Source organism: Gillisella vitis (assembly GCF_001541345.2).
GTDB classification, from domain to species: Bacteria; Pseudomonadota; Alphaproteobacteria; order Rhizobiales; family Rhizobiaceae; genus Allorhizobium; species Allorhizobium vitis.
The window spans coordinates 35,226-61,354 of sequence record NZ_LMVL02000001.1; the positions used below are offsets into that span (position 1 = coordinate 35,226).

General features: G+C 58.9%; 21 protein-coding genes. 11 read left to right on the forward strand and 10 right to left on the reverse strand.

Annotated features, from left to right (window positions below; all coding sequences use genetic code 11):
* Positions 1–92 precede the first annotated feature (92 nt).
* From tssH to secD, 5 genes are all read left to right on the forward strand, one after another.
* Positions 93–2,804, forward strand: coding sequence for a type VI secretion system ATPase TssH (gene tssH, locus ASB66_RS00135; protein ID WP_060716152.1), 2,712 nt, complete (start codon positions 93–95; stop codon positions 2,802–2,804).
* 62 nt (positions 2,805–2,866) lie between these two features.
* Positions 2,867–3,343, forward strand: coding sequence for an Hcp family type VI secretion system effector (locus ASB66_RS00140; protein ID WP_012654308.1), 477 nt, complete (start codon positions 2,867–2,869; stop codon positions 3,341–3,343).
* A gap of 177 nt (positions 3,344–3,520) precedes the next feature.
* Complete coding sequence (locus ASB66_RS00145) at positions 3,521–4,027, forward strand: hypothetical protein (RefSeq protein ID WP_060716151.1); 507 nt, start codon at positions 3,521–3,523, stop codon at positions 4,025–4,027.
* Between the two features lie 258 nt (positions 4,028–4,285).
* On the forward strand, positions 4,286–4,681 hold the full coding sequence (locus tag ASB66_RS00150; protein ID WP_147273994.1) for a hypothetical protein: 396 nt from the start codon (positions 4,286–4,288) through the stop codon (positions 4,679–4,681).
* Positions 4,682–4,852: 171 nt separating this feature from the next.
* A complete protein-coding gene (secD, locus tag ASB66_RS00155; protein ID WP_060716149.1) occupies positions 4,853–7,372 on the forward strand; it encodes a protein translocase subunit SecD in 2,520 nt (839 codons plus the stop codon).
* 46 nt (positions 7,373–7,418) lie between these two features.
* Here secD and ASB66_RS00160 read toward each other — a convergent pair whose 3' ends face one another.
* From ASB66_RS00160 to sfnG, 3 genes are all read right to left on the reverse strand, one after another.
* Entirely contained in the window at positions 7,419–8,873 is a 1,455-nt protein-coding gene (locus tag ASB66_RS00160; RefSeq protein WP_060716148.1) for an FAD/NAD(P)-binding protein, read from the reverse strand.
* 76 nt (positions 8,874–8,949) lie between these two features.
* Positions 8,950–10,188, reverse strand: a complete 1,239-nt coding sequence (locus ASB66_RS00165; protein ID WP_060716147.1) for an SfnB family sulfur acquisition oxidoreductase — start codon at positions 10,186–10,188, stop codon at positions 8,950–8,952.
* A 43-nt stretch (positions 10,189–10,231) separates the two neighbouring features.
* Positions 10,232–11,341 (reverse strand): dimethylsulfone monooxygenase SfnG, encoded by a 1,110-nt coding sequence (gene sfnG / locus ASB66_RS00170; RefSeq protein WP_060716183.1) that lies wholly within the window; start codon positions 11,339–11,341, stop codon positions 10,232–10,234.
* A gap of 290 nt (positions 11,342–11,631) precedes the next feature.
* Here sfnG and ASB66_RS00175 point away from each other — a divergent pair, with 290 nt between their 5' ends.
* From ASB66_RS00175 to arsK, 6 genes are read left to right on the forward strand one after another with little or no spacing between them, the layout of a single operon-like run.
* Positions 11,632–11,973: an ArsR/SmtB family transcription factor gene (locus ASB66_RS00175; protein WP_060716146.1), complete on the forward strand. Its 342-nt coding sequence runs from the start codon at positions 11,632–11,634 to the stop codon at positions 11,971–11,973.
* 9 nt (positions 11,974–11,982) lie between these two features.
* Entirely contained in the window at positions 11,983–12,519 is a 537-nt protein-coding gene (locus ASB66_RS00180) for an arsenate reductase ArsC (protein ID WP_060716145.1), read from the forward strand.
* Positions 12,520–12,532: 13 nt separating this feature from the next.
* Positions 12,533–13,609, forward strand: coding sequence for an ACR3 family arsenite efflux transporter (gene arsB / locus ASB66_RS00185; RefSeq protein WP_060716144.1), 1,077 nt, complete (start codon positions 12,533–12,535; stop codon positions 13,607–13,609).
* A 14-nt stretch (positions 13,610–13,623) separates the two neighbouring features.
* Complete coding sequence (gene arsC, locus ASB66_RS00190; RefSeq protein ID WP_060716143.1) at positions 13,624–14,046, forward strand: arsenate reductase (glutaredoxin); 423 nt, start codon at positions 13,624–13,626, stop codon at positions 14,044–14,046.
* Positions 14,039–14,746: an arsenical resistance protein ArsH gene (arsH, locus tag ASB66_RS00195; protein ID WP_060716142.1), complete on the forward strand. Its 708-nt coding sequence runs from the start codon at positions 14,039–14,041 to the stop codon at positions 14,744–14,746. The genes arsC and arsH overlap by 8 nt, the downstream gene beginning before the upstream one ends.
* On the forward strand, positions 14,743–15,993 hold the full coding sequence (gene arsK, locus ASB66_RS00200) for an arsenite efflux MFS transporter ArsK (RefSeq protein WP_114386137.1): 1,251 nt from the start codon (positions 14,743–14,745) through the stop codon (positions 15,991–15,993). The genes arsH and arsK overlap by 4 nt, the downstream gene beginning before the upstream one ends.
* 21 nt (positions 15,994–16,014) lie before the next feature.
* On the opposite strand, the gene ASB66_RS00205 is transcribed toward arsK, so the two are convergent.
* From ASB66_RS00205 to ASB66_RS00235, 7 genes are all read right to left on the reverse strand, one after another.
* Positions 16,015–16,701, reverse strand: a complete 687-nt coding sequence (locus tag ASB66_RS00205; protein ID WP_060716140.1) for a response regulator — start codon at positions 16,699–16,701, stop codon at positions 16,015–16,017.
* The gene (locus tag ASB66_RS00210) at positions 16,698–19,406 is read right to left on the reverse strand and encodes a sensor histidine kinase (protein WP_114386139.1); all 2,709 of its coding nucleotides are present in this window, start codon (positions 19,404–19,406) and stop codon (positions 16,698–16,700) included. The genes ASB66_RS00205 and ASB66_RS00210 overlap by 4 nt, the downstream gene beginning before the upstream one ends.
* Before the next feature lie 9 nt (positions 19,407–19,415).
* The gene (gene kdpC / locus ASB66_RS00215) at positions 19,416–19,991 is read right to left on the reverse strand and encodes a potassium-transporting ATPase subunit KdpC (RefSeq protein ID WP_060716181.1); all 576 of its coding nucleotides are present in this window, start codon (positions 19,989–19,991) and stop codon (positions 19,416–19,418) included.
* Between the two features lie 2 nt (positions 19,992–19,993).
* The gene (gene kdpB, locus ASB66_RS00220) at positions 19,994–22,057 is read right to left on the reverse strand and encodes a potassium-transporting ATPase subunit KdpB (protein WP_060716182.1); all 2,064 of its coding nucleotides are present in this window, start codon (positions 22,055–22,057) and stop codon (positions 19,994–19,996) included.
* Between the two features lie 18 nt (positions 22,058–22,075).
* Positions 22,076–23,785 (reverse strand): potassium-transporting ATPase subunit KdpA, encoded by a 1,710-nt coding sequence (gene kdpA / locus ASB66_RS00225; protein WP_060716138.1) that lies wholly within the window; start codon positions 23,783–23,785, stop codon positions 22,076–22,078.
* 152 nt (positions 23,786–23,937) lie between these two features.
* A complete protein-coding gene (locus ASB66_RS27085; RefSeq protein WP_070148480.1) occupies positions 23,938–24,024 on the reverse strand; it encodes a potassium-transporting ATPase subunit F in 87 nt (28 codons plus the stop codon).
* 247 nt (positions 24,025–24,271) lie between these two features.
* Positions 24,272–26,098, reverse strand: a complete 1,827-nt coding sequence (locus ASB66_RS00235) for an FUSC family protein (RefSeq protein WP_147273995.1) — start codon at positions 26,096–26,098, stop codon at positions 24,272–24,274.
* Positions 26,099–26,129 lie beyond the last annotated feature (31 nt).

Sequence of the window (26,129 nt, forward strand, 5' to 3'; positions counted from 1 at the left end):
AAAAAATTATCTAGCACTCTGGACAGGGTGGGGTAATCGCCTTAGTTGTTCATTCCAACGAAGGTAAGGTCGTTGCTGGGGAGGCTTTTTGCATGTCGCATATTGACCTCAATCGATTGATCGAATCGCTTGAGCCTGATTTGCGTGTCGCGCTTGAGACGGCTGCATCCACAGCAGCCGGGCGCGGACACGGACAAGTTGATATTGCTCATCTGCTTGCCGCCGTCATGGACGCGGCGTCGTTTCAACCTGTGTTGGAGCAATTGGGCTTGCCCATTGCAGCGCTTCGACGCGAAGTGGGCGATGCACTTGATGACACTGTCGTTTCCGGCTCTGGTCAGCTCGCTTTGTCACAGAATATTCTGACCCTGGGTCGGGAAGCATGGATTTGTGCTTCGCTCCAGTCTGGACGACGTGCCATTACGCTTGCCGATATATTTGCGGCCATGGACGATGAGCCATCGCTCCGCGCCTTGACCCGTGGTCGCTTCCCGTCGCTCAGGATGTTGGATCGAACCGCACTCGAAACTCTTTTGCAGGCAGACGTTGTCGCCGAGACGCCGAAATCGTCGCTGTCTCCGGCTTCCGCCCGTGAAGACGAGTTTCTGCGACTTTACACTCATGACCTCACCGAAGACGCACGGGCAGGCCGGCTTGATCCCGTCGTCGGTCGTGATGGCGAACTTCGCCAGATGATCGACATCTTGTTGCGCAGGCGACAGAATAATCCGATCCTGGTCGGTGAGGCAGGCGTTGGCAAGACAGCGGTGGCCGAAGCGCTGGCGCTGGAGATTGCCGCCGGCCGCGTGCCGGAAAAATTGCAATCCGTACGGCTTTTGATGCTCGATCTGACTCTGTTGCAGGCAGGCGCTGGCGTGAAGGGCGAGTTCGAACGGCGGTTGACCGGCGTTATCGAAGCGGTGAAGCGCTCGCCGGAACCTATCATCCTGTTTATCGATGAAGCGCATGGCCTGATCGGTGCCGGTGGGGCAAGCGGGCAAGGCGATGCAGCCAATATTCTCAAGCCAGCGCTGGCGCGTGGCGAAGTGCGCACCATCGCTGCCACCACCTGGAGCGAGTACAAGAAGTATTTCGAAAAAGACGCGGCACTGACCCGCCGCTTCCAACCTGTGCATGTGCGTGAGCCGGACGAGGAAACCGCAATCCGCATGCTTCGCGGCATTGCGGAGACCTTCATGGCCCATCATGGGGTGAAGATCCGTGACGAGGCTATCGTTGCTGCCGTGCAACTGTCTGCGCGCTTCCTGCCTGCACGCCAATTGCCTGACAAGGCGGTCAGCCTGATCGATACCGCCGCAGCCACGGTTTCGCTGGCGCGCCAGACAGTGCCGGAACAATTACTGCTTCTTAAAAGCGAGCTTTCCCATCTCACGGTTGAGACCGACTGGCTTGCCCGTGAGCCTGATGATACGGATGTGCTGGAGCGCCGCCAGGCGGTTACCGCTGAAATGGAGCGTCTGACGAGGCAAATCGATAGCCTTCAAGCGCGCTATGACGCTGAAATTGCTGCGTTTGCAGTGAGTGATGAAGCGGCAGCGGTAGGCGGTGATAAGATGGCGTCGAAGGGTGCTCCTGACGTCAACGTCACCCCATTGATCAGCCCCCAGCGGACACGGGGGCTTGCCCGCCGGGCAGCGTCTCTGGCGCCAACCTCGGCTGGCGAGGAAAAGCTCATACCGCATGAGGTCGATCGCAATGTCGTGGCCGCCGTTCTGGCGCGGTGGACCGGTATTCCTCTCGGCAAATTGCTGGCCGATCAGATCGAAAGCGCAAAGAGCCTCGACATGAGGCTGAAGGAAAAGGTAATCGGCCAGGATGCCGCGCTGGAACGGATTGGCGATGCCATGCGTGCGGCGCGCGCCGGGCTTTCCGATCCGCGACGTCCGCCTGCCGTGTTCATGCTGGTCGGCATGTCGGGAACCGGCAAAACGGAAACCGCGCTAACCCTGGCTGACCTGATGTATGGTGGTAGCCAGCATCTGACGACGATCAACATGTCGGAATTCAAGGAAGAGCACAAAGTATCCATGCTGCTGGGCGCGCCTCCGGGCTATGTCGGCTATGGCGAAGGTGGTGTGCTGACCGAAGCCGTGCGGCGTCGGCCCTACGGCGTGCTGTTGCTGGACGAAATCGACAAGGCGCATCCCGGTGTTCAGGATATTTTCTATCAGGTGTTCGACAAGGGAATGTTGCGCGATGGCGAAGGCCGCGATGTCGACTTCCGCAATACCACGATTTTCATGACGGCTAATACCGGCTCGGAATTGCTGGCCTCCTTGGCTCTTGATCCAGACACCATGCCCGAAGGCGAGGCTTTGGAAGCGCTGCTGATGCCGGAGCTGCAAAAACAGTTCAAGCCAGCCTTCCTTGGACGCACGGTGCTTTTGCCCTTCATGCCGCTTGGCAAAGATGCCCTGTCGCGGATCGTCGATATCCAGATCGACCGCATTCGGGAGCGTATTTTTTCGGCCTATGGCACAGAGCTTTTTCTGTCTGAAGAGGCCCGCAATGCGCTGATTGGACGCGCCGTTGCCAGTGAGATCGGAGCCCGCGCCATCGAAATCATGATTGGCCGGGATCTGTTGCCGCCGCTTTCCAGCTTCTTCCTTGAGCTGGTCGCATCCGGCGGAAAGGTTACCGAAGCGCAGGTAACCCATGATGAAAGAGGGTTCGGCGTTCGCGCCGGGGCCGCTGGGGAAAACGAGGAATTCGTCGATGCCTCTGGTCTATCGATGGATAAGGATGCCGCGTCGGAAGGGGTATCCAGACGCATGCGGCAGTGAGTGAAAGGTGAACCATACCTCGCCGTGAACGAGGTGATTTCAATTTATATAGGAGAATTTATATGCCGATTTATCTGAAGGTCGATGGTATCCAGGGTGATGCGACCCACGAAGAGCACCGCAACTGGATGGACATCGAGGCTATTCACTGGAATGTCAGCCGGGCCATGAACACCACGGCTGGTTCTACCGCAAACCGTGAAGCCTCTGAACCCGCAATTTCCGAAGTCATCCTGACCAAGGTCAGCGATTCCTCTTCCACGAAATTGTTCCAGGAAGCCTGCGCTGGCCGCACCGGCAAGCAAGCGGTGATCCACATGGTCACCACCGGCAATCCCGGCAATACCTATATCGAATACACGCTCACCAACACGCTGATCGCCAATTATTCCGTCGATTCCAGTGGTGACCGTCCGGTCGAAACCATCAAGCTGAACTTCACCAAGATCGAAGTGAAGTACACGCCTTATGACGACCAGAACAACCCGAAGTCGCCAATGATCGCATCTTACGATCTGTCGACCACAAAGGCTGCGTAATTCGCCTTTCTCTTGCAGCGGCACCGCCTTCGGGCGGTGCCGTATTTGTTGTGATGCCGATATTTCGGATGCGCCCGTTCGAGCGAATGTTCCCTGATAGCGTCTTTAAGGTGAGGGTGCGTGAGCAACTTCGGCCTTCGGTATCAAGCACGTCTATCGTGATCCAAGGAGAAGGCTATGCCTGATTTCGATGTTTCTTCATCACGTCTGAAGATGAAGCCGTTTAACAGCAATGATGTATCCGAGCCCATGACCCGTATGGGACGAGGTCCGTCACTGGATTACATTACCTATGCACCCGGTCCGCGTGAAGTTGCATCTCGCAACGCCGTTGGAGGCGCCGCCGCCTCTGCGCTGCGTATGGGGTCGGAGGCTCTGAACAGCTATGCCTTGACCCATTGGGCAAAGAAATGGCTGGAAAATAACGAGACCAAAATCCTCGCAAAACTGATGGAAACCGGCGATGGCGCCTTTGTCGTTCAAGTGAACTACATGGAATCCGACGCCAATGAGACCCGGACCTATCTCAGCCGCGATATTTATCTGCTTGGAACCGTGCCAAAGGCTGCTGATGCTGGTCGTATACTGACGGCGGATCTGATGTATGGTCCGAAGATCGATGCGCAACGTCCCAATAATTCGATCAAGTTCCGCTATGCCTATCTGGTGGGCGAGCGCCTTTGAGAGGTTGGGTTTTTCATCCTGCTTGCACCGAATGCTTTCATCAAAGTGGCGCTGCTGTGAGAAATACGAAGAACAGGTATTCGTCTGTTGTCCGCAGCCATATCATCAGCAGGATGCTTCATCACGAAGTCGAGCACGCATCGTGGTGAAATGTCGTTTAACCCAGCCGGATGGCGGTAGCGTTCGATCTCCAAACCGCGCAAGGGTCGACAGCATCGTGTTGCTCTGCTAATCACGGCCATGGCGATTAACCAAGATATGATGTCGGCAAACGAAGAGCAGACTTTTTCAAAAGGTCTGAAGCCCGGCGTTACCGTTGCCATGATCGCCCTTGCGGTTGCCTATCTCGGCTTCTTATTTGGGGCACCGTTACCCGCGCCGCTTGGCGCACACGGGTCGGCGCTTTTGCATGCGCCCCAGCAGACGCAGCATCTGGCGGCTCGGGAAAATGGCAGCCGGGCTGTTGCACTTGCGTCCCGGCCCGATCCACGAGTTCCAGTGCCGCCGCCTGTGGCTGTAGTAAGCTTGGGGGCTGAGCATTTCCTGCTTGTCGGGCGGTCTTCTGTCCAGCGCATCGTGCGTTCTTCGCCTTTGGTTTCCGGGCGGATTTCGCGGGCTAACCTGGCCAGGGCGCCCCCATCCTTGTCGGCTTGATCCCGTTTTTTCGATCAACGCGCGACCGCGCACCGACCGTCTGCCGTGCAATACCTGTGACCAGGATTATGCCGCAGACATCAAGCGTATCATTTAAGCCTATAGCCTGTTCGCGGCGTTTGGCATGTGAATACGCTTCGGCAGCAGCGGCGCAGGCATGGATACTGTTCTATGAAAACCTCTCCCTGGCTTGTGGCCACCTATGTGGTCATCATCGCCTTTGGCATTCTAACGGCACTGCCGAATATTCTCTCGCCAAACACTCTCAATAGCTTTCCATCGTGGTTCCCGAAGGACAAGGTCGCACTCGGCCTTGACCTGCGCGGTGGCTCTCATCTCGTGCTTGAGGTCGATAGCGCCGATCTGGTTCAGGAACGATTGCAAAGCCTGATCCAGGATTCTCGCCGGGCGTTGCGCGATGCAGGCGTCGATGCGGCGACAGTGCGCAAAAGCGGCTCGTCGCTGGTTGTGACCCTTCAATCGGCAGAGCAAAGACCTGCGGCTTTGACCGCCTTGGGTAAGCTTGCCCATCCGGTCGGCCTGACGGGCGCGCCTGATCTGGCATTTGCGGGTGATGGCACCACCATATCCATAACGCTTGCCGAGGCTGGAATTACCGACCGCGCCAATGCCGGGGTGGAGCAGAGCCTGGAAATCATCCGCCAGCGTATCGACCAGGTTGGTGTTGCCGAACCAACGATCCAGCGCATCGGCGGTGATCGTATCCTCGTTCAGCTTCCTGGCACGCAGGACCCGGCGCGCATACGCGAGCTTCTTGGCTCCACCGCCAAGATGAGCTTTCACATGCTGTCGGAAAATGCCACGGATGGCACAGCCGTACCGCGCGGCGTCACTATGCTGAAGGACGATGAGGGCCGCGCCTATCCGGTTGATGACCGGGTGGAACTGGCAGGTGATCGCCTGACCGACGCCCGTGTTGGCTTCGACCCGAACACCAATGAGCCGCTGGTCAGTTTCCGCTTCGATACGGCGGGTGCGGCGCGGTTTGCCGAAATCACCCGTGTCAATGTCGGCAAGCCTTTTGCCATCGTGCTGGACGACAAGGTTCTGTCTGCCCCTGTCATCCGTGAGCCGATTACCGGTGGTTCCGGCCAGATTTCCGGGAATTTTACGGTGGAAAGCGCAACTGACCTTGCGGCACTGCTGCGCGCCGGAGCGCTGCCCGTCAAGCTCACGGTCATCGAAGAGCGGACGGTTGGCGCTGACCTTGGCGCGGACGCGATTAAGATGGGCGTCTATACCGGGTTGATCGGCTTTGCCCTGGTCGTCGGCTTCATGATCGTGCTCTACGGCGGTTGGGGGATTATTGCCAATCTGGCCCTCGGTCTCAATGTCATCCTGACCTTCGCCTGCCTGTCGCTGATCGGGGCGACACTGACCCTGCCGGGTATTGCTGGTATCGTTCTTGGCATCGGCCTTGCTGTCGATGCCAACGTGCTGATCAACGAGCGAATTCGGGAAGAAACCCGCAAGGGTCGGAGCGCCATGGCGGCGCTGGATGCCGGTTTCCGCCGGGCTTATTCTACCATTATCGATAGTAATGTGACGGCGCTGATCGCCACGCTGCTGCTGTTCTGGTTCGGATCTGGCCCGGTTCGCGGTTTTGCTATCACCATGGGTCTTGGCATTGCCATATCGATGTTTACAGCGGTTTCGGTGGTGCGTGTCGTCATGCTCGCCATCGTCAGGCGTTACAAGCTGAAACGTCTGGATATCAAGCCGCTTCTGCCTGTCCAGCTCATCCCTGATGGAACGCGCATTCGGTTCATGAAGGCGCGTTTCATTGGTATCGGCATTTCGGCCTTTCTTTCAATTGCCTCTGTCATCCTGTTCTTCACGCCGGGCTTGAATTATGGCGTGGATTTTCGCGGTGGTATCCAGCTTGAAGTGGTGACCCAGGATCGCGCCGATCTCGCCGCCTTCCGGTCGGGTCTGGACGGGCTTGGGCTGGGCGATGTCACCCTGCAGGAGTTCGGCGATGCTCGTCACCTGCTGGTTCGCGTCGAGCGGCAGCCGGGAGGGGAAGAAGCGCAGACCACGGCGGTGGAGCGGTTGAGAACCGAGGTTAAGGTCATCGATGCGACGGCCTCGGTGGAGCGTACCGAAGTTGTCGGCCCGAAGGTGTCGGGGGAGCTTGCGACCGCGGGTATCCTCTCGGTCGTCCTCGCCAGCCTGGCCATGCTGGGCTATATCTGGGCGCGTTTCGAGTGGCCTTTTGCGGTTGGCGCTATCGCCACGCTCGTTCTCGATGTTACCAAGACGATTGGCTTTTTCGCGCTCACCGGGCTTGATTTCAACCTGACGGCCATCGCGGCGCTGCTGACCCTGGTCGGTTATTCCGTCAATGACAAGGTCGTGGTCTATGACCGGATGCGGGAGAATATGCGGCTTTACAAGACGATGCCGCTGCGTGAACTGATCGATCTGTCGATCAACGAAACGCTGGCCCGCAGCCTGTATACATCGGCCACTGCCTTTCTTTCGCTGTTGCCCATGGCCATCTGGGGCGGCAGCGCAGTCGAGAGCTTTGCCGTGCCGATGATTTTCGGCATTGCCATTGCGGCCTCATCGTCGGTGTTTATTGCCGCACCGATCCTGCTGTTCTTAGGCGATTGGCGTCGCAAACGGGCGGCAGTTCCAGAAAAGCCAGCCGGTTCCGTCGAGGCTTGATCAACAGATCCCGGCTGCCGTCCACGGACGGCAGCCGGGCTATCGTTTATGCTGCGTCTTCGGCGGTCGCTGGCGCATCGCGGCGGGCTTCCTCAAGCCGCGCATACAGATGATCGGCGATGTCGCGGGCATGATGCGCGACCTGGGGCAGACCCATCAATTCCCCAAAGGTACCACGGGCAAGCGGTCCGGCGACCAGCAGGCCCGGCGCTACCGCTCCACGCTGATCGAGAAGGCGCGATTGCCGGTCGCAATGAAGCCCAAGACCGGTTGGGTCGAGACCAATCAAGCCCTTCAAGGCAAGGTTGCGGAGGTAGGGCTGGTTATCGATGATGGCGCCATGCGCCGGACCGGTGGCAATGACCACGGCATCGACAACGCGCGACACCTTTTCGGTGCTGCGTGCCAGACGCAGGGAGATGCGGATTTTCGAGCCATCATAGGACGCTGTTTTGACCGACGCTGCCAGTATCTCCATCTGGCCCCGGCTGATCGCCTGATTGATGGCCCCTTCCACTTGCGGGGCGATGCGGAACCGATGCACATCCCAAAACGGGCGCAGATGGCGCACCAGGCGCCGCCTCTCATCAAGTGGCAGTCCGCTCCAGATTTCCTGGGCCTGGGCGCGAACCGCGTCCAGCACGGCATGCCAACTGATGCCTTCCGCTGCGGCACGGTTGATCTGTTCACGGATGCGGCGGGTCAGGTGCCGGATCGACCGGCTGGGCGGGTCGATGAAGTCTCCATAGGGCTCCTGCATCGTTCCGGCATGGCCCCTGGAGCGTAGGCCGCGTCTTGAAATGCTGGTGATCGGCCCGTGATGGCTTCGCGCCAGCAAGGATGCTGCGATATCGGCGCCTGTCAGGCCATTGCCGACGATAAGAACGGCATCGTCCGGGCGAATGGCGTTGAGCGCATCCGGTACGGTCGCATCGGGAATGAAGCGCGGGTGTCCTTCCAGAATGCTAGCAAGCGCCTTTGGTGGCCTGGGGGAGGGATGACTGGTGGCAATCACCACATCATCTGCCTCCAGGATTGCTCCATTCGCTTGTGTTACGCGCCAGCCTTGGATGGACGGGTCCAGCGCCACGACATCCGATTTGACATGCTCTATCCGGCCATCGGCCAGATAAGGTGCCAGCTTTGAGGCAATATAGACACCGAAATCGCGGCGGCGCGGAAATATCCTGCCATCGTCCAAAGCCGCTTGCCGGTCGTCCTTATCCAGACGGTGCTTGCCGACCCAATCGAGGAAGTCGAGAGGCTCGTCCGGGTCGAGGCTCATCCGGTCTGCGGGGACATTGATGCGATGCGCCGGATCGGCCGTATCATAAGCAAGGCCGCCGCCAAGTCTGGCGCGCGGCTCATATATGACGATGCGAACATGGCCTGGCTGTGTCTTGCGCGCCAGGTTCCAGGCGACAGCTGCCCCGGTAAAGCCGCCACCAATGATGGCGATTGTTGGTGGCTTTTTGACCTGAGGCATTTTAGCGGGAGGCATGAGGTTTCTCCACGAGATTTCATCGGCATTAGGCTACTGCATCGCGCAGAAAACCGGAAACGGCCCGATGCTTTCCTCAACTCCAGGCATGGAGCGGTGGGTTCTCACCATTCAGGTAATATTTGCCGAGAATGGAATATTTCCAGCGCACCGGATCATGCAACGTATGGGTTCGGGCATTACGCCAATGACGATCCAGATTGTGCTCGGCCAAAGTGGACCTTGTGCCTGCGAGTTCGAACAATTTATTGGTGGCTTCAATGGCAATCTCGGTCGAGAGAATTTTCGCCTCGGCGGTGATGATTTGCGCCTGTGCCACGGTGGCGGCATTGGGGTCGGCAACTGCCACATCGATAGCGCGACCAGCTTTTTCGAGCAGTGCTTGCGCGGCATGCAGGCGAAGCGAAAGGCTGCCAACAGCCTGGATCGTATAAGGATCGTCGCTGGCGCGTTCCAGACCGGAATCCACCCAGGGACGGGATTTGGTGCGGACGAAATCGATGGTTTCGACAATCGCCGCCTGGGCGATGCCGGTATCGACGGCCACCTGAATGATCTGGAAAATTGCGCCGTCGGCAGTCGGTACCTCATAGCCCTTGTAGCCCGGAACCAGCCAGGCCTTGTCCACCTTGACATTCTCTAGAATGACGGTGCCTGATAGCGTGGTGCGCTGGCCGAAACTGGACCAGTCGTCGATAACCGTCAGGCCCGGTGCATCGCGGTCGGCGATGGCATACCAGGCACGGCCTTCCTCATCGAGGGCGACGATTGGCACTTTGTGGGCAAGTAACGCACCGGAGGAGTAGAATTTCTTGCCGTTAACGATGACATGATCACCATGATCCGTAAATTTCGTTTCGAAATCGGCGGCCCGTTTCGAGCCGAATTCCGAAAAGGCATTGCCCAGCCGCAAGCCTTTCAGCACTTCCCCGAAGATCAATTGCTGCTGGGCTTTGTCGGACACGGTGCGAATGGCCGCCACGACGCCCAGATGGTTCTGCGCCACCTGTCCGATGGAGGAATCGGCCTGCGAAATGATTTCGATGACCTTCGCCAGCGTGGCATAAGAAAGCTCGGGGCCACCGAATTCCTTTGGGACATTGATCGACCAGAGGCCGCTCTGGGAAAAAGCGTCGAGTTCCGCAACCGGCCAAATTCTGTCCCGGTCCCGGATCGCCGCATCCTTGACGAAATCTGCTGCGAGGCGATGGGCGATCTCGATGGCTTCCGCATCGCTTGTGATCACATGTGCGGGCTCAATGGGACGCGGGATGGCAGGTATTCCTGATGTTTCCGGCTTGGCAATGATATTCATGAAAATCTCCCTGGGTTAACGGGCAACTGCGTATTTCGATCGGTTATTCGGCAGCTTGCAGTGCGCCGTCTTCCCGTGCTTCCAGTTCGCGCACCAACGGAATGACCTTTTTGCCGAAGAACTCCACCTCTTCCTGGAAATGCAGGAAGCCCATCAGGATCAGGTCCGCACCGGCGCGTTTATGCTCGATGATGCGTTCTGCGACTTGTTGTGGCGTGCCGATCAGGTTGGATTTGAAGCCATCGTTATATTGAACCAGGTCCTGGAAGGTGGATTTTGCCCAATTGCCTTCGCGCTCCGGCGAGGCGTTACCAGCATTCTGAACTTCATGCTTGAAACCGTTGACGGCATCGGGGATGGCCTTGTCGATGATTTCCTTCAGGGTGTCCTGCGCTTCCTGCTCGGTGTCGCGGACAATGCCGAAGGCATTCATGCCAATCCTGGTGCGCCAGGTCTTGCCGAACAGCTTTTCCTTGGCGCGGATGTCATCGACCTGGGCTTGCAGGCCTTCCGGCGTATTGCCGTTGGTGAAATACCAATCCGACACGCGGGCCGCCATGTCGCGTGCAGCGCGTGAAGAGCCGCCCTGGAAGACCTGCGGAACCCCGCCTTCCGGTTTCGGTTTCATGGAGTAGTCGTTGAAGCGATAGAAGTCGCCGCGCAGATTATAGGTGTCCTCGGTCCAGATGCCGCGAATGGCCCGGATGAATTCTTCTGAGCGACGGTAACGTTCGTCATGGTCCAGCCACGGTTCGCCAATCGACGCAAATTCACCCCGGAACCAGCCGGAGACGATGTTCACATCGACGCGCCCGTTGGTGAGGTGGCTGATTGTGGCGATCTGCTTGGCAAGCAGGGCCGGATGCCAGGGGCCGGGAAGGACGGCGGCGATAACTCGCAGCTTTTCCGTCGCCGCCAGCAGCGCGTGACTGAAGGAAACGGATTCGTGCTGATTGTCGGCGCCATAACCGGCGGTGAAGCGGATCTGGCTGAGGGCGTAATCGAAGCCGCTCTGCTCGGCAATCTGTGCCAGTTTGCGGTTATACTCTATCCCCCAATGGGTCCGTTGTTCGATGGAACTGATGACCAATCCGCCGGAGACATTGGGAACCCAATAGGCGAATTTCAGCGGCTCTCTTTTCTGGTGTGGCATATCCGTCTCCTCCATTGGGTTTCAAAAGTGACCTGCAACATTGCATGCGATCTCGCTAGCTGCATTGCGCAATATTTATAAACGATAGAAATAGTAGACAATAAATCAAAGGTCATATGCGCTGTCCGGTGGGTATCCGTTGGAATAATTTGCTCAAAAACACCGATGGATGAGACCGGTCTTGCCGCTTCGGAGCCTTGCAATGCAACCGTGCAGCTCTCGATTTTTCTCTCTTGCATTTATTGGGGATCTTGAGTAAGTAAATTCAATCATTCAAGGAATATTGAAATATGGATCAAAAACAGGCCCTCTCCGCCTTCGCCGCTCTTTCTCAGGAAACCCGGCTGCTGATCGTCCGTATGCTTGTTGTGGCTGGGCCAGATGGTATGGCGGCCGGTGCGCTGGCCGAAAAGATCGACGTGTCTCCCTCCAATATCTCCTTCCATCTCAAGGAGCTTGAGCATTCCGGACTGATTGCCGCGCAACGGCAGTCACGTTCGATTATTTATACCGCCAATTATGCCGCCCTGGGTGGACTTGTTCGGTTTCTGATGGAGGATTGCTGTTCAGGACATCCTGAAATTTGCACGCCCTCGGTTGAACTTGCTGCCTGCTGTACTGCCAAAGATTAAGGACCTGCCATGACAACCGACCAAGTTTATAATGTGCTTTTTCTTTGCACTGGCAACTCTGCCCGGTCGATCCTTGCTGAATCCATACTCAATGCCGAAGGTGGCGGGCGCTTTCGCGCTTTTTCTGCCGGTAGTTATCCAAAAGGGAAGGTTCATCCCTGGGCGTTGAATACACTGGAGGCGCTTGGCTATCCCGCCACGGGGTTTAGCTCGAAAAGCTGGGACGTGTTTGCTGAGGCGGATGCGCCGCAAATGGACTTCATCTTCACCGTCTGCGATTCAGCCGCTGGCGAAGCCTGCCCGGTCTGGCCGGGTCATCCAATGACAGCGCATTGGGGTGTCGAAGATCCAGCCGCTGCCATCGGCTCCGACGTGGAAATCGGTCGCGCCTTTTCGCTGGCGGCGCGCTATTTGAAAAAACGGATCACGCTATTTATCAACCTGCCAATCGCCTCGATCGAAAAATTGGCGCTGCAAACCCAGTTGCGCCAGATAGGTACCGTCGAGGGCGCTACGCCTGGCCCGGTCGTGGTTACCAAGACATAGCCGGAGAAACATCATGTCCACATTTGAACGTTATCTGACGGTCTGGGTTTTCCTGTGTATTATCATCGGTATCGTCCTCGGACATGCCATACCCGGTGTGTTTCAGGTTATCGGGGCCGCCGAAATCGCCAAGGTCAATATTCCGGTTGCTGTGCTGATCTGGCTGATGATCATCCCGATGTTGATCAAGATCGATTTCGCAGCGCTTGGGCAGGTCGGCCGCCATTGGCGCGGCATCGGTGTTACCCTGTTCATCAATTGGGCGGTCAAGCCTTTCTCCATGGCGCTGCTCGGCTGGCTGTTCATCGGCACCCTGTTCCGGCCCCTGTTACCGGCTGTACAGATCGACTCCTATATTGCCGGATTGATCATCCTGGCCGCCGCGCCCTGCACGGCCATGGTCTTCGTCTGGTCGAACCTGACGAAGGGCGAGCCGCATTTCACTCTTTCCCAGGTCGCATTGAACGATGCGATCATGGTCGTGGCCTTTGCGCCCATCGTCGGCCTGCTGCTTGGCCTGTCGGCCATCACCGTGCCTTGGGATACGCTGGTATTTTCGGTGGTGCTCTACATCATCCTTCCAGTGATCGCGGCGCAAATCCTCCGGCGCAGTCTGACCTCGTCCGGCTCTTCGGCCTCGCTTGATCGTTTGTTGAAGGTGCTGCAACCGATGTCGCTCGTGGCGTTGCTGGTCACGCTGGTGTTGCTGTTCGGCTTCCAGGGCGAGCAGATCATTGCGCAGCCGACCATCATCGCCCTGCTAGCCGTGCCAATCCTCATCCAGGTCTATTTCAATTCGGGCCTAGCCTATCTGCTGAACCGCATGACGGGCGAACAACACTGCATTGCTGGTCCTTCAGCCCTGATCGGCGCGTCGAATTTCTTCGAACTGGCGGTTGCCGCTGCCATCAGCCTGTTCGGTTTCAATTCTGGCGCTGCCCTTGCCACGGTCGTCGGGGTTCTCATTGAAGTGCCTGTCATGCTGTCTGTCGTCTGGATCGTCAATCGCAGCAAGGGCTGGTACGAGCGCGGCGCGGCAGTGAAGGCTGCTGGTCTTTCCAGAGGCGACATCCAGAAAGCAAACACGTAAGAAAAGGCCCGGCCATGAACGCCACGATCTATCATAACCCCGAGTGCGGCACCTCCCGTAATACGCTGGCAATGATCCGCAATGCGGGCATCGAACCGCAGGTCATCGAGTATCTGACCAATCCGCCAACCCGCGCCGAACTGGCCCGGATGATCGCCGATGCCGGTCTTTCCGTGCGCGAAGCGATCCGGGAAAAGGGCACGCCCTATACGCAGCTCGGGCTGGATAATCCTGATCTCACCGACGAGCAATTGCTGGATGCCATGCTGGAACATCCGATCCTGATCAATCGGCCGTTCGTGATCACCCCGCTTGGAACGCGCCTGGCCCGGCCATCCGAACGGGTCCTGGAGATCCTGCCCGACACCCATCAAGGCGCGTTCACCAAGGAAGACGGTGAAAAGGTTCTGGACAGCGAGGGCAAACGCCTTGTCTGATTTGCCAGCGGCTGTCGAACAGCATTTGAAGCATCCAGACATGGTGGCCTTGAGGCCGCCTGTCTCCACGCACAAGCCTCGCATCCTGATCCTCTATGGTTCTCTGCGGGCGGTGTCTTATAGCCGGTTATTGGCGCAGGAAGCGGGCCGGCTGCTGGAGCATTTCGGATGCGAGGTGCGGATCTTCGATCCTGCGGGCTTGCCATTGCCCGATGCAGAGCCGGTTAGTCATCCGAAGGTCCAGGAATTGCGCACGTTGTCGGCATGGTCGGAAGGCCAGGTCTGGATTAGCCCGGAACGTCATGGCGCGATGACCGGTATTCTGAAAAGCCAGATCGACTGGATTCCACTTTCCATCGGTGCCGTGCGTCCGACCCAGGGCAAGACGCTGGCCATCATGCAGGTTTCGGGTGGATCGCAGTCCTTCAATGCGGTCAACCAGATGCGCATTCTTGGCCGCTGGATGCGGATGATTACCATTCCCAACCAATCCTCCGTTGCAAAGGCATTCCAAGAGTTCGACGCTGACGGACGCATGAAACCTTCCTCCTATTACGACCGCGTCGTCGATGTCTGCGAAGAGCTGGTGAAGTTTACACTCCTGACACGGGATGCATCCGGCTATCTGACCGACCGCTATAGCGAGCGGAAGGAAGCGGCTGAAAAGCTCGAAACTCTCACGGGCAACAAAGCATTATGAGCCTGAATGCGAGCAGGCCCGGCCGCTTGTCGCTGTCGCTCGACCGGGACGAGATCCTTGTGGTCATCGCCTTGGGGCTGACGCAAATCATCGGTTACGGTACGCTTTACTATAGTTTCAGTATTCTCGCACCCGCGATGGGGGTTGATCTTGGCTGGTCGAGCGAGTGGATTTTCGCAACCCTTTCCGCTGCTTTGCTGGCTGGCGGGCTGGCCGCGCCCTGGGTAGGGCGCATCCTCGATGACCATGGCGCAGGTCGGGTCCTGACGGCTGGATCGCTGATCGCTGCGCTGTCCCTTGTCGCCTGCGCGCTTGCGCCGGGCAAGATTACATTTGTGATGGCGCTGATCGTCATTGAGATGGCATCGACCCTGGTGCAATATACGGCGGCTTTTGCCTTTCTTGTCCAGTTTCGGCCTCAGAGTGCGCAACGCAATATAACTTATCTGACCTTGATCGCCGGTTTTGCCTCAACGATTTTCTGGCCATTAACCTCGGCCCTTCATGCCGATCTCAGCTGGCGGCAGGTCTATCTGGTTTACGCGCTTCTTCATCTTGCCGTTTGCTTGCCGCTTCATCTGTGGCTGGCACGCCGGGTGGGTGAGCGTCATGCACCAGCTATCGCTGCCAGCGCCACGCCACATCATATCGTGGAAGGAGGGCTGCCCGACAGGTTGCGACCTATCGCCTTTCTCCTGATGGTGACTGGTTTTGCGCTCGAAAGCTTCGTGAATGCGGCGTTGCTCGTCCATATGGTGCCGCTGTTGACGGCGCTCGGCCTTGGCTCTGCCGCTCTATTGGTCGGAACCCTGTTTGGCCCATCGCAAGTTCTCAGCCGCTTCACCAATATGATGTTTGGCCGCGATCTGTCTCAACTGACATTGGCGTTGGTTTCGGCACTGCTGATGCCAGGGGCAGTTGCGGTGCTTTTGTTGACGGCCCCATCATTCTCAGGCGCATTGATCTTTGCGGTCCTGTTCGGCTTGGGCTCCGGCCTCGGCAGCATCGTCCAGGGAACCCTGCCGCTGGCATTGTTTGGAAACGCCGGTTACGGCAGGCGCCAAGGTCAAGTCACCGCCGTCCGGTTGGTCGTGTCTTCGACGGCCCCTTTCGCCTTCGCATGGATGATGGAAAAGATGGGCACGGATCTCGCTCTTGCAATCAACACCGCCATTGGCGGTGTTGCGGTCCTCGCCTTCCTGGCAATTGCACATTTGGCCCAGCGTCAGCGCGCCATGCCTACGTAGTCCCCCGGGAAATCAACGCGGTTACGCCAGCACAAAGCGATACCCCACCCCGGCCTCGGTGAGGATGATTGCCGGTTGGCTTTCGTCTTTTTCGATCTTGGCGCGGATCTGGCGAATAAAGACGCGCAGATATTGGAGGTCGTGGGCATGGGCCGGGCCCCAAATTTCTTTCAGCAACGCGCCATGGGTCAGGACGCGGCCCGCATGGGTGGCCAGCAATCGCAGCAGGTCATATTCCTTCGGCGTCAGCTTGACCGGCTGATCCGCTCTTGTGACGAGGCGGTGGTCGATGTCGATGACGAGTTCGCCACTGCGGATGATGGATTGGGCGGGTTCGGCTTGCGGCTTATGGCGAAGCGCCACCCGGATACGGGCGGTCAATTCGCCGATGCCGAAGGGTTTTTCGAGATAGTCATCGGCACCGAGATCAAGGGCTGCGATTTTTTCGATCTCTCTGTCGCGGGCAGACAGCACGATGATCGGGATCGGGTTCCAGTGACGCAATTGCGCGATCACCTCTTTGCCATCCATATCAGGCAGGCCGAGATCGAGGATCAACAGATCAGGCACGGCGGTTGCCACCAGCGCCAATGCCTGCTTGCCAGTGTCGGCTTCAATCACTTCGTAACCGGCCGCCGCAAGGGCAGGGCGCAGGAACCGGAGGATCTGCGGCTCATCATCGACGACGAGAATGCGTTGCCCTTTCATGCCTCAGTCCGGTCCTTTTCCATATCCTCCAGCGGAAATCGCAGCGTGAACCGCGTGCCTATCCGTTTCACCGCCGGGCTTTCAACGGTGATCGTTCCGCCCATCGCCTCGACAAAGCCCTTGGCAATGGCAAGGCCAAGGCCGGTCCCCGGCTTGCGGCCATCCGCTCCTTTGCCACGACGGTAGAACTTTTCAAATATCCGGTCGACGTCTTTTTCCGAAATGCCCTTGCCCATGTCCGTTACCGAAAGCGATAGCACTGTATCATCGGCGCGGGCATAAACGGTGACCGGCTCGCCACCACCATGCTTGCAGGCATTGTCGATCAGGTTGAACAATACCTGACCCAGAAGCAGGCTATCCGCCCGCACCAAGGGCAGGTCACGAGCAATGCTGGCGCTGATGTCGATGCCTGGTGCGACACGGCGAGCGCGGGCGATAGCATCCGAAATCACATCGTTCAAATCCACCCAATCGTGTTTTGCTTCCAGTGCTCCCGCTTCGATGCGGGTCATGTCGAGGAGGTTGCCAACGAAACGCGACAGCCGTTCACCCTCTTCTTCAATGGATTGTAGCAGGTCGCGGCGGCTTTCGACGGGCATGCGCTCGCCAAACTCCTTCAGACTGGTGACGGCGCCGGTAATGGTAGCAAGCGGCGTGCGCAGATCATGGGAGATGGAAGATAGCAGCGTCGATTGGAACCGCTCTCGTTCCAGCCGCGCCTGGTCCTCGACGCTGCGGATCGTCAGATTGGCGCGGTCGAGAGCGATTGTCACCTGGTCCAGAATAGCGGAAAGCGCTCGCTCTTCCATCGGGTCGAGAGGGTCTCCCACCATTTCGTGGCCACAGACCGCCAGCGTACCGGCGGGACTGCGCAGGGGCCGAAATTGCAGCTTCGAATTTGGCAAGGTGCCTGTTCCGGCACCTGCGGCCTCGCCTTTCTCAAGGGCAAAACGCGCCGCCGCCATTTCTGCGACGCCAAGCTCGGTATCGGGTGGCCAGCAGGAGCGTAAGGTCAGCGTGCCGTTTTGCGAGGAAAGCAAGGCGACAGGCCTTTTAATAATGCCGTTCAATTGGCTGACAGCGGTCCAGACCACGCCATCGGCATCCACCGTGCCTGCGAGTTTTGATGAGACATCATAGAGGATCTGCGTCTGTGTGGCGCGACGGGCAGCGATCTGCCCCTGGGCGCGGATCCGTGCGGCAATGCCTCCGGCGATCAGTGCTGCTGCGATGAACATGACGAAGGCAAAGACTTCATGCGGCGCGGCGATGGTCAGGGTGAAAACAGGTGAGATGAAAAAGAAATTATAGGCCAGCGCCGACAGTACCGAGGTCAGAACGGCGGCGACATAGCCCTCACGTAGCGCCGAAACCAGCACGGCCAGCAGAAACAGCATCGACACATTGGGTAGCGCCACGAACTCAATGATGCCGCGTGCGCCGATGGCGGCCACCGTGGTTGTGACCAGAGCAGTGATGATATCCCTTGGCCGAACCGGCAAGGTTTTCAGGGAAAAGGCTTTGTTCCGCTGGACGCGCTTTACTGTGTCAGGCGCGGCTTCGCCGGTGATCAGGTGAATACCCATGCCCGATCTGACTTCCAGCAAGGCATCCGGCAGGGAGTGTCGAAAAAGCTTTTGCCAGCGGGAACGCTGCGGTGCACCGATGACGATTTGGGTGACGTGTTCCTTCTTGGCGAGACGCAGGATCTCGTGAACGAAATCGCGGCCCTGGACACGCCGGGTTTCGGCACCAAATCGTTCCGCCAAGCGAAACAGCTCTTCGATCCGGGTTTGATCGCCGGGATTTTCATCTGCCTGATCAGCCTGTTCCAGGGAGACGACCAGCCAGCGGGCATTCATCCCGGAGGCGAGATTGCTGGCGGTTCGCACCACTTTTTCCGAGAGTGCATCCGGGCCGATACAGACAAGAAGCCGTTCACCCGTGCGCCACGGCCCCTCAATGGCATTCTGCTTGAGATAGTCGACCATCTGGTCATCGACCCGGTCGGCGGTGCGGCGCAAGGCAAGTTCGCGTAGCGCAGTCAGATTGCCAAGACGAAAGAAGCTGTCGGTGGCGCGGCGGGCATTATCAGGCAGGTAGATCTTGCCTTCCCGCAGGCGAATGATCAGTTCTTCGGGTGGCAGGTCGATCAGCACGACCACATCGGCCTGTTTCAACACCCGGTCCGGCACGGTTTCCCGCACCTGGACGCGGGTGATTTGCGTGACGATGTCCGAGAGGCTTTCGAGATGCTGGATGTTCAGCGCTGTCCAGACATCGATGCCGGCGGCCAGAAGCTCATCGATATCCTGGTGGCGTTTCGGATGCCGGCTTTCCGGTACATTGCTGTGGGCGAGCTCATCGACAATGATGATTGCAGGACGACGGACAAGCGCCGCGTCGATATCGAATTCCTCCAGCACCCGGTCCTTGTAGGAAATCTGCTTGCGCGGCAGGATTTCCAATCCCTCCGTCAGCAGTTCCGTTTCGCTGCGGCCATGGGTTTCCACCAGGCCGATAACGATATCGATGCCCGCGATCTTTTGACCGCGAGCACGCGACAGCATGGCATAGGTTTTTCCGACGCCGGGGGCAGCTCCCAGGAAGATCGTCAGTTTTCCCCGCCCGTCCCGGTTCGCAAGCCCCAGCAGGGCATCAGGATCGGGACGGCGGTTGGTATCGCGCTGGGCATCGGACATGAATAGACCTTATTGAGTGGCTCCCGCCGCATCAAGCGCCATGTTTAGCCGTAATACATTGACCCTTGGCTCACCGATCACACCAAGAAGCCGCGGTTGCATTTGGGCTTCCACCAGCGCCGCCACATCCTTTTCCGGTATGTTGCGGGCCTTGGCAACCAGCGCCACCTGCTGGCGGGCGTTTTCAGGCGTTATATCCGGGTCAAGCCCGGAAGCCGAAGAGGTGACGGCATCGGCAGGCACTGGCCCACTACGACCGTTCGCCTGCCAGGCGGTGACAGCGGCGGCAATCTGGTCCTTCAGCTTTTGCGAGGTTGCACCAAGATTGGTGCCGCCTGACGCCAGCGGATTATAGGGCGAATTGCTGGTCGCCGATGGACGCGAAGCGAAATAGCGTGGCGATGTAAAGGCTTGACCAATCAGGGCCGAGCCGACCACGGTATCGCCTTTCATGACAATGCTGCCATTGGCCTGGGCGGGTAGCACCGCTTGCGCAACGCCGGTAATGGCCAGCGGATAGGCGAGGCCGCAAAGGCCGGTAAACAATACGGTCATGGTGATGGCGGGACGAAGATGGGACAGCATGATTACACCCAATGCAGCGTTGTAATGGCGAGATCGACAATCTTGATGCCGACGAAGGGAAGGATAAGGCCGCCCACGCCATAGACCAGGAGATTGCGGCGCAGCAGTGCTGCGGCCCCGACCGGGCGATAGGCGACCCCTTTGAGGGCTAGCGGGATCAGCGCGACGATAATCAGCGCGTTGAAGATCACCGCCGAGAGGATGGCCGATTGTGGCGAGGCGAGCTGCATGATGTTGAGCGCGGCAAGTCCCGGATAGGCGGTGACGAACAGAGCCGGAATGATGGCGAAATATTTGGCGACGTCATTGGCAATCGAAAAAGTCGTCAGCGAGCCGCGCGTCATCAACAGCTGTTTGCCGATTTCGACAATCTCGATCAGCTTGGTCGGGCTTGAATCCAGATCGACCATATTGGCGGCCTCCCGTGCGGCTTGCGTACCGGTCTGCATGGCGACACCGACATCAGCCTGGGCGAGTGCCGGAGCGTCATTGGTGCCATCGCCGCACATGGCGATCAACCGGCTGCCCTGCTGGGCCTTGCGGATATAGGCAAGCTTGTCTTCCGGGGTTGCCTGGGCCAGAAAATCATCCACACCGGCTTCAGAGGCAATCGCTGCGGCGGTGATCGGGTTGTCACCGGTTACCATGACTGTGCGGATGCCCATGGCGCGCAGGGCGGCGAAGCGTTCCTTGATGCCGGGCTTGACCACGTCCTTCAGGTGAATGACACCCAGCAACCGGCTGCCATCGGCAACGGCCAGCGGCGTGCCACCGGATTGGGCGATCCGGGTGACGGCCTCGGTAAAGGCGCGGGGTGCCGATGCTGCGTCAAGACCGGTGAAGGCCAAGACCGAATCCACCGCACCCTTGCGCAGACGCTTACCGCCGATATCGACACCGGAAAGCCGGGTTTCGGCGGTGAACGGGATCACCGCATCCGGTGCCGCATCGGGAGCGGACTGGCCGTATTCGCCGGTGGCTAATGCGACGATGGAGCGACCTTCAGGTGTTTCATCAGACAGGCTGGCAAGAAGGGCAGCCTCGGCAATTTCAGTGGCGCTGACACCAGGCACGGCGATGAAATCGCTGGCCATGCGGTTGCCGAAGGTGATGGTGCCGGTCTTGTCGAGCAGCAGCGTATCCACGTCGCCTGCCGCTTCCACGGCACGGCCCGAGGTGGCGATGACGTTGAAACGCACCAGCCGGTCCATACCGGCAATGCCGATGGCCGACAGCAGGCCACCGATGGTGGTGGGGATAAGGGTTACCAGCAGGGCCGCCATGACGGTTACCGTCAGCACCACGCCGGAATAGCTGGCAAGACCCCAGAGCGTGACGACGGCGATCACGAAGATCAGGGTCAGCCCGGAGAGCAGGATCGACAGGGCGATTTCATTCGGCGTCTTCTGACGTTCGGCGCCTTCGATCAGCGCAATCATCCGATCCACGAAAGACGAGCCGGGAGCCGTGGTGATCTTGATGCGGATCTCGTCCGATAGAACCTGGGTTCCGCCGGTGACGGCCGAGCGGTCGCCGCCGGCTTCGCGGATCACAGGTGCGGATTCGCCGGTAATGGCGCTTTCATTGACTGAGGCAACGCCCTCAATCACTTCGCCATCGCCGGGAATGAGTTCGCCAGCGGCAACCAGCACCACATCGCCAATCTTCAGCGTCGTGGCGGCAACCGTGGTTGTTTCCCGGCTGTTGGCGGCATTGCCCGTGACTTTGCGGGCGGAAAGCTCGCTCTTGGTGCGGCGCAGGCTATCGGCCTGGGCCTTGCCCCGGCCTTCGGCAACGGCTTCGGCAAAAGTGGCGAACAACACGGTAAACCAGAGCCAGGCGGCAATCTGGCCGGAGAACACCGCTGAATTGCCAGTAATCAGGTCGCGGACCGCCAGGATCGTCACGACCATGGCGACGATTTCGGTAACGAACATCACCGGATTGCGGATCAATTGCCGTGGGTCGAGCTTCACGAAGGCATCTTTGAACGCGCCTTTCAGGATCGACGGTTCAAACAGCCGTTGGGCAGGCCTTGTCTCTGTGGTGGATTGTGACTGTGTCATGATGACAGCCTCTTTCAATCAATAAAGGGTTCCGGCGAGCATGCCGACATGTTCTGCGATGGGGCCGAGCGCCAAGGCCGGGAAGTATTGCAGTCCGCCCAGGATGATGATGATGGCGACGAGCAGGCCGACAAAGAGCGGCGTATGCGTGGGGAATGTGCCTGCCGATGCCGTGCCTTTTGTCTTTGCGGCCAACGAACCGGCAATGGCGAGAACCGGGACGGCATAGGCGAAGCGACCAAGCGCCATGGAAATACCGAGCGTGGTATTATACCAGGCCGTATTGGCCGAAAGCCCTGCAAAGGCCGAGCCGTTATTGCCGGCCGCCGACGTATAGGCATAGAGGATTTCCGAGAGACCATGCGGTCCGGCATTGCCAAGCGAGGCCAGCGCATTGGGCAGAACGGCAGCAATCGCCGAGAACCCCAGGATGGCAAAGGGCAAGACAAGGACGGCCAGCATGGCATATTTCATTTCCCGGGCCTCGATCTTCTTGCCCAGAAATTCCGGCGTGCGCCCGACCATCAGGCCAGCGACAAAGACGGTCAGCACGCAGAAGACGATCAGCCCGTAAAGGCCGGAGCCGACGCCACCCGGCAGGATTTCGCCAAGCTGGATCAGGAACAGAGGCACGAGACCGCCAAGCGGGGTGAGGGAGCCATGCATGGTATTGACGCCACCGTTGGAAATACCTGTGGTGATCGCCGTATAGGCCGCACTCATCGCTTGGCCGAAGCGGACTTCCTTGCCCTCCATATTGCCGAGTGAGGGGTCGAGCCCAAGCGCCAGATGGATGGGGTTGCCAGCGGTTTCAGCGATGTAGACCGCGACAATGCCAGCAATGAGCAGCACCGCCACACTGGCAATCAGCGCCCAGCCTTGGCGCAGGTCGCCGACCATTTTGCCGAAGGCATAGATCAGCGCCATGGTGATCGACATCATCGCGAGAATATTGAGGTAATCGCTGATGGCCGAGGGATTTTCGAACGGATGGGCGGCATTGGCATTGAAGAAGCCACCGCCATTGGTGCCAAGCTGCTTGATGGCTTCCTGGCTGGCAATTGGCCCAAGGGCGATGGTCTGCTGGGCGCCGTCCAGTGTCGTGGCCGTCACCGAAGCGTCGAGGGTTTGGGGAATGCCCATCCAGACGAAAACCAGAGCCAGCACAATCGACATCGGCAGCAGCAGGTACAGCGTCGAGCGGGTCATATCGACCCAGAAATTGCCGAGCGTATTGGTGGCTGAACGAGCGAAGGCCCGGGTAACGGCGAGTGCTATGGCAATACCGGTGGCCGCCGACAGGAAGTTCTGTACGGCAAGGCCAGCCATCTGCGAGAAATGGCTGGCGGCTTGTTCGCCGGAATAGGCCTGCCAATTGGTATTGGTGACGAAGCTGATCGCGGTATTGAAGGCGAGGTCCGGCGTCATTCCGGCAAAGCCCTGCGGATTGTAGGGCAGATAGGCCTGAAGCCGCAAAATACCGTAGAGCGCCAGAAACCCTGCGGCATTGAAGGCGAGCATGGCGAGCGTATAGGCTAGCCAGCCTTGTTCCCGGCGCGCATCGACACCGGATATGCGCAGAAGCAGCCGCTCGATAGGGCCGAGAATGGGAGAGAGAAACGTCCGCTGCCCCTCGAACACGCAGGCGATGTAAAGCCCAAGCGGTTTGATGGTGAGGAGGACGAGAGCGAGCAGCAAGCCGATTTGCAGCCAACCGTTGGAAGACATGATGTTCTCCGAAAAGAGGGATTGCGTCCCACATCATCGTCGCTGCCAGTATGAAGCGATGTGATGCGGGACGTCTGGTACCTGTCAGGAAAGAGGGTTGCCCGATGTCTCAAAAGACAAACCGGGCAAGAATGGCTGAAGCGGGTGTCGCTTCAGAAGCGTTCGGGCCTGATCAGCGTTATCAGCAGGTAGACGCAGATGAACAGGGCGGCGGCGAGACCGAGCAGCGGTTCGAACATGGCCGCCTCACAAACTGTTTAAGGCACGGGCATAGACCGCAAGAGCGACAAAGCTCCCCAGTCCAATGGCAATGAATATCAAGTCAGTCACATTGTGCTCCTGTCTGTGGTCAGACATGCACAATCCACCCGAATGACATTAAATCTCGATAGGGAATGCGGTGGCGGGAGATAAGGATTTCATAAAGATGCTGTCCAAAGGAGAGCGTTTCCAGGAGCCGGTCTGAGTGATCCAGACCCCTTGTCGCTACCGGCTATGCCACAGAACAGCCGCTTCCCCAGCGAGTTGCCGCGCCTTTGCCAGTGTCTCGACATCGGCGGCCGGGGGTGTTTTGCCAAGGTAACGGTCCGGCGCATGAAAAGCAATTTCAGCTTCCGTGCTGGCAATTCCGGCAGCGCGACGCGTGAGGGCGATCTGTGCCGCGTCGCCGCGTTCGGCGGCATCCCGGTACGCGCGATTGGCCTCCAGTGCCTGGGCTGCCAGTTCTGACAGGGACGGCGCCTTGTCTGGCCAAACGAGGAAGGTGACAATGATTGCCGCAAGACTGCCGATGATATTGTCGAGCATTCGCGCCGATGCAATGCCAGCGCCGGGATGCAGCATGTCCATGGTGAGAACAAACAGCATCGTCAGCACGGTGACGAACAGCGTATAGCTGACGGAGCGCAGGGCGATGGTTGCCGCCGCAAGAGGAATGATGATGGCGGTGAGCAGCCCTGATGCCGGTATGCCGGTCAGTAGCGCGAGCGCCAAGGCGCTGCCCACAACCGAGCCGACGATACGCTCCAGCGCCCGGCTCCAGCTCATTCGCCGGTCCGGTTGCAAAACCACGACGACGGCCATGGCGGCCCAATAGGGATAGTTCAAGGCCAGCAGATGGGCGACGACGGTGACAACGGTCACGCCCACGGCGCTGCGAATGGCCCCACGCAAAAAATGCTGTCGCTGCCGGGCCTGCGCCATCTTGTCCAAAGCGGACTGTTCTGGTCCCGCTGCTCCCACAAAGTCCGGTGCTGCTTTCCATTGCAGCGCTGTTGCAATGCTCCGCACCGCGCCTGCGACTGGGTCATGGCGGTCCGAAACGCTCTGTTCCAGCACGGAAAGCCGATTTTGCAGCTCGGCCATCGGGTCCGTATGCAGGGTGAGATTTCGGGCCGCTGCAATGAGGCTCGGCCGGATAACCTCGGCGCAGAGCTTGCCGATATCGGCCTGCCGTTCGGATGAACGAAGATGGTCAAGGGCCAGAAGCGCGTGAAAAATATCGTCCGCCGCCAGAAGCGCGACATGGAGTGCGGTCTTGTCGTTTTGCTCCGAGGGACGTGCTGCCCGCGCAAGATGAGACCGTGCGCGCTCCATCGCATTGCGCACGGCGCGCCGATGTTGGCTGCTCTTGAAGGTCCAGACTTGCGTGGCTGCGGGCTGAGATATGGTGTCCAGCTCAAGCGTCATATCGGCCAGCCGGGCGTAAACGGCGGAAATGGCGCGCCGGGCCGGGCGCCAGACATCTGTTGGCCAGAGGACAGTCAGCACCAGGGCAGCCCAGGCGCTGCCAGCCAGAAATGAACAGGCGAGCAGGGCCGCTTGCGGTGCCGTGTGAGGATAACCCGCCGCCACAACCCCAACCACGCCTAGGAGTGTGGCGACAAGCGGCACGACAGGCCAGCGCACCGGCAGCAATGCGGTCAAGCCGACGAGAATTGAGCCTGCGGCTAGCCCTGCGATGGACCCGAAACCCGCAAGCCAGGATGCGAGGAAAGCCGTGAGGCTGCCCAGCAGCGCGAAGGTCGCCAGCATCCGCCGCTGGAACCGTTTTTCGCCGCCGGTATCGGCAAGGCAGGTCCAGAAAGCCGCAAAAATCGACCAGCCAAATTGGCTTTGCCCTGCCGCGACGATGAGGACGGGAACGCCGACGATAAAGGCCGAGCGCAGGCCATCGATGATGTCGAGATGCTCAGGCGTCAACCCGATTGCACGCAGTTCCAGCCAGCGCGCAATGCGGCGAACCCAATGTCCTGAAGGGCGGCGTCGTGTTTCAGTCTCTGATGTCATCGCCAGGCCAAGGACAGTTTTCACGATTTTTAGTCGCCCCGTTTAACATTTCTGA

Coding starts and splice junctions, on each gene's coding strand:
- arsB (WP_060716144.1), top strand. CDS start 12,533: ATGTCCACATTTGAACGTTATCTGACGGTCTGGGTTTTCCTGTGTATT.
- ASB66_RS00165 (WP_060716147.1), bottom strand. CDS start 10,188: ATGAATATCATTGCCAAGCCGGAAACATCAGGAATACCTGCCATCCCG.
- sfnG (WP_060716183.1), bottom strand. CDS start 11,341: ATGCCACACCAGAAAAGAGAGCCGCTGAAATTCGCCTATTGGGTTCCC.
- ASB66_RS00145 (WP_060716151.1), top strand. CDS start 3,521: ATGCCTGATTTCGATGTTTCTTCATCACGTCTGAAGATGAAGCCGTTT.
- secD (WP_060716149.1), top strand. CDS start 4,853: ATGAAAACCTCTCCCTGGCTTGTGGCCACCTATGTGGTCATCATCGCC.
- kdpB (WP_060716182.1), bottom strand. CDS start 22,057: ATGACACAGTCACAATCCACCACAGAGACAAGGCCTGCCCAACGGCTG.
- ASB66_RS27085 (WP_070148480.1), bottom strand. CDS start 24,024: ATGTTCGAACCGCTGCTCGGTCTCGCCGCCGCCCTGTTCATCTGCGTC.
- ASB66_RS00205 (WP_060716140.1), bottom strand. CDS start 16,701: ATGAAAGGGCAACGCATTCTCGTCGTCGATGATGAGCCGCAGATCCTC.
- ASB66_RS00150 (WP_147273994.1), top strand. CDS start 4,286: ATGATGTCGGCAAACGAAGAGCAGACTTTTTCAAAAGGTCTGAAGCCC.
- ASB66_RS00160 (WP_060716148.1), bottom strand. CDS start 8,873: ATGCCTCCCGCTAAAATGCCTCAGGTCAAAAAGCCACCAACAATCGCC.
- ASB66_RS00210 (WP_114386139.1), bottom strand. CDS start 19,406: ATGTCCGATGCCCAGCGCGATACCAACCGCCGTCCCGATCCTGATGCC.
- kdpA (WP_060716138.1), bottom strand. CDS start 23,785: ATGTCTTCCAACGGTTGGCTGCAAATCGGCTTGCTGCTCGCTCTCGTC.
- kdpC (WP_060716181.1), bottom strand. CDS start 19,991: ATGCTGTCCCATCTTCGTCCCGCCATCACCATGACCGTATTGTTTACC.
- ASB66_RS00140 (WP_012654308.1), top strand. CDS start 2,867: ATGCCGATTTATCTGAAGGTCGATGGTATCCAGGGTGATGCGACCCAC.
- ASB66_RS00180 (WP_060716145.1), top strand. CDS start 11,983: ATGACAACCGACCAAGTTTATAATGTGCTTTTTCTTTGCACTGGCAAC.
- ASB66_RS00175 (WP_060716146.1), top strand. CDS start 11,632: ATGGATCAAAAACAGGCCCTCTCCGCCTTCGCCGCTCTTTCTCAGGAA.
- arsC (WP_060716143.1), top strand. CDS start 13,624: ATGAACGCCACGATCTATCATAACCCCGAGTGCGGCACCTCCCGTAAT.
- tssH (WP_060716152.1), top strand. CDS start 93: ATGTCGCATATTGACCTCAATCGATTGATCGAATCGCTTGAGCCTGAT.
- arsK (WP_114386137.1), top strand. CDS start 14,743: ATGAGCCTGAATGCGAGCAGGCCCGGCCGCTTGTCGCTGTCGCTCGAC.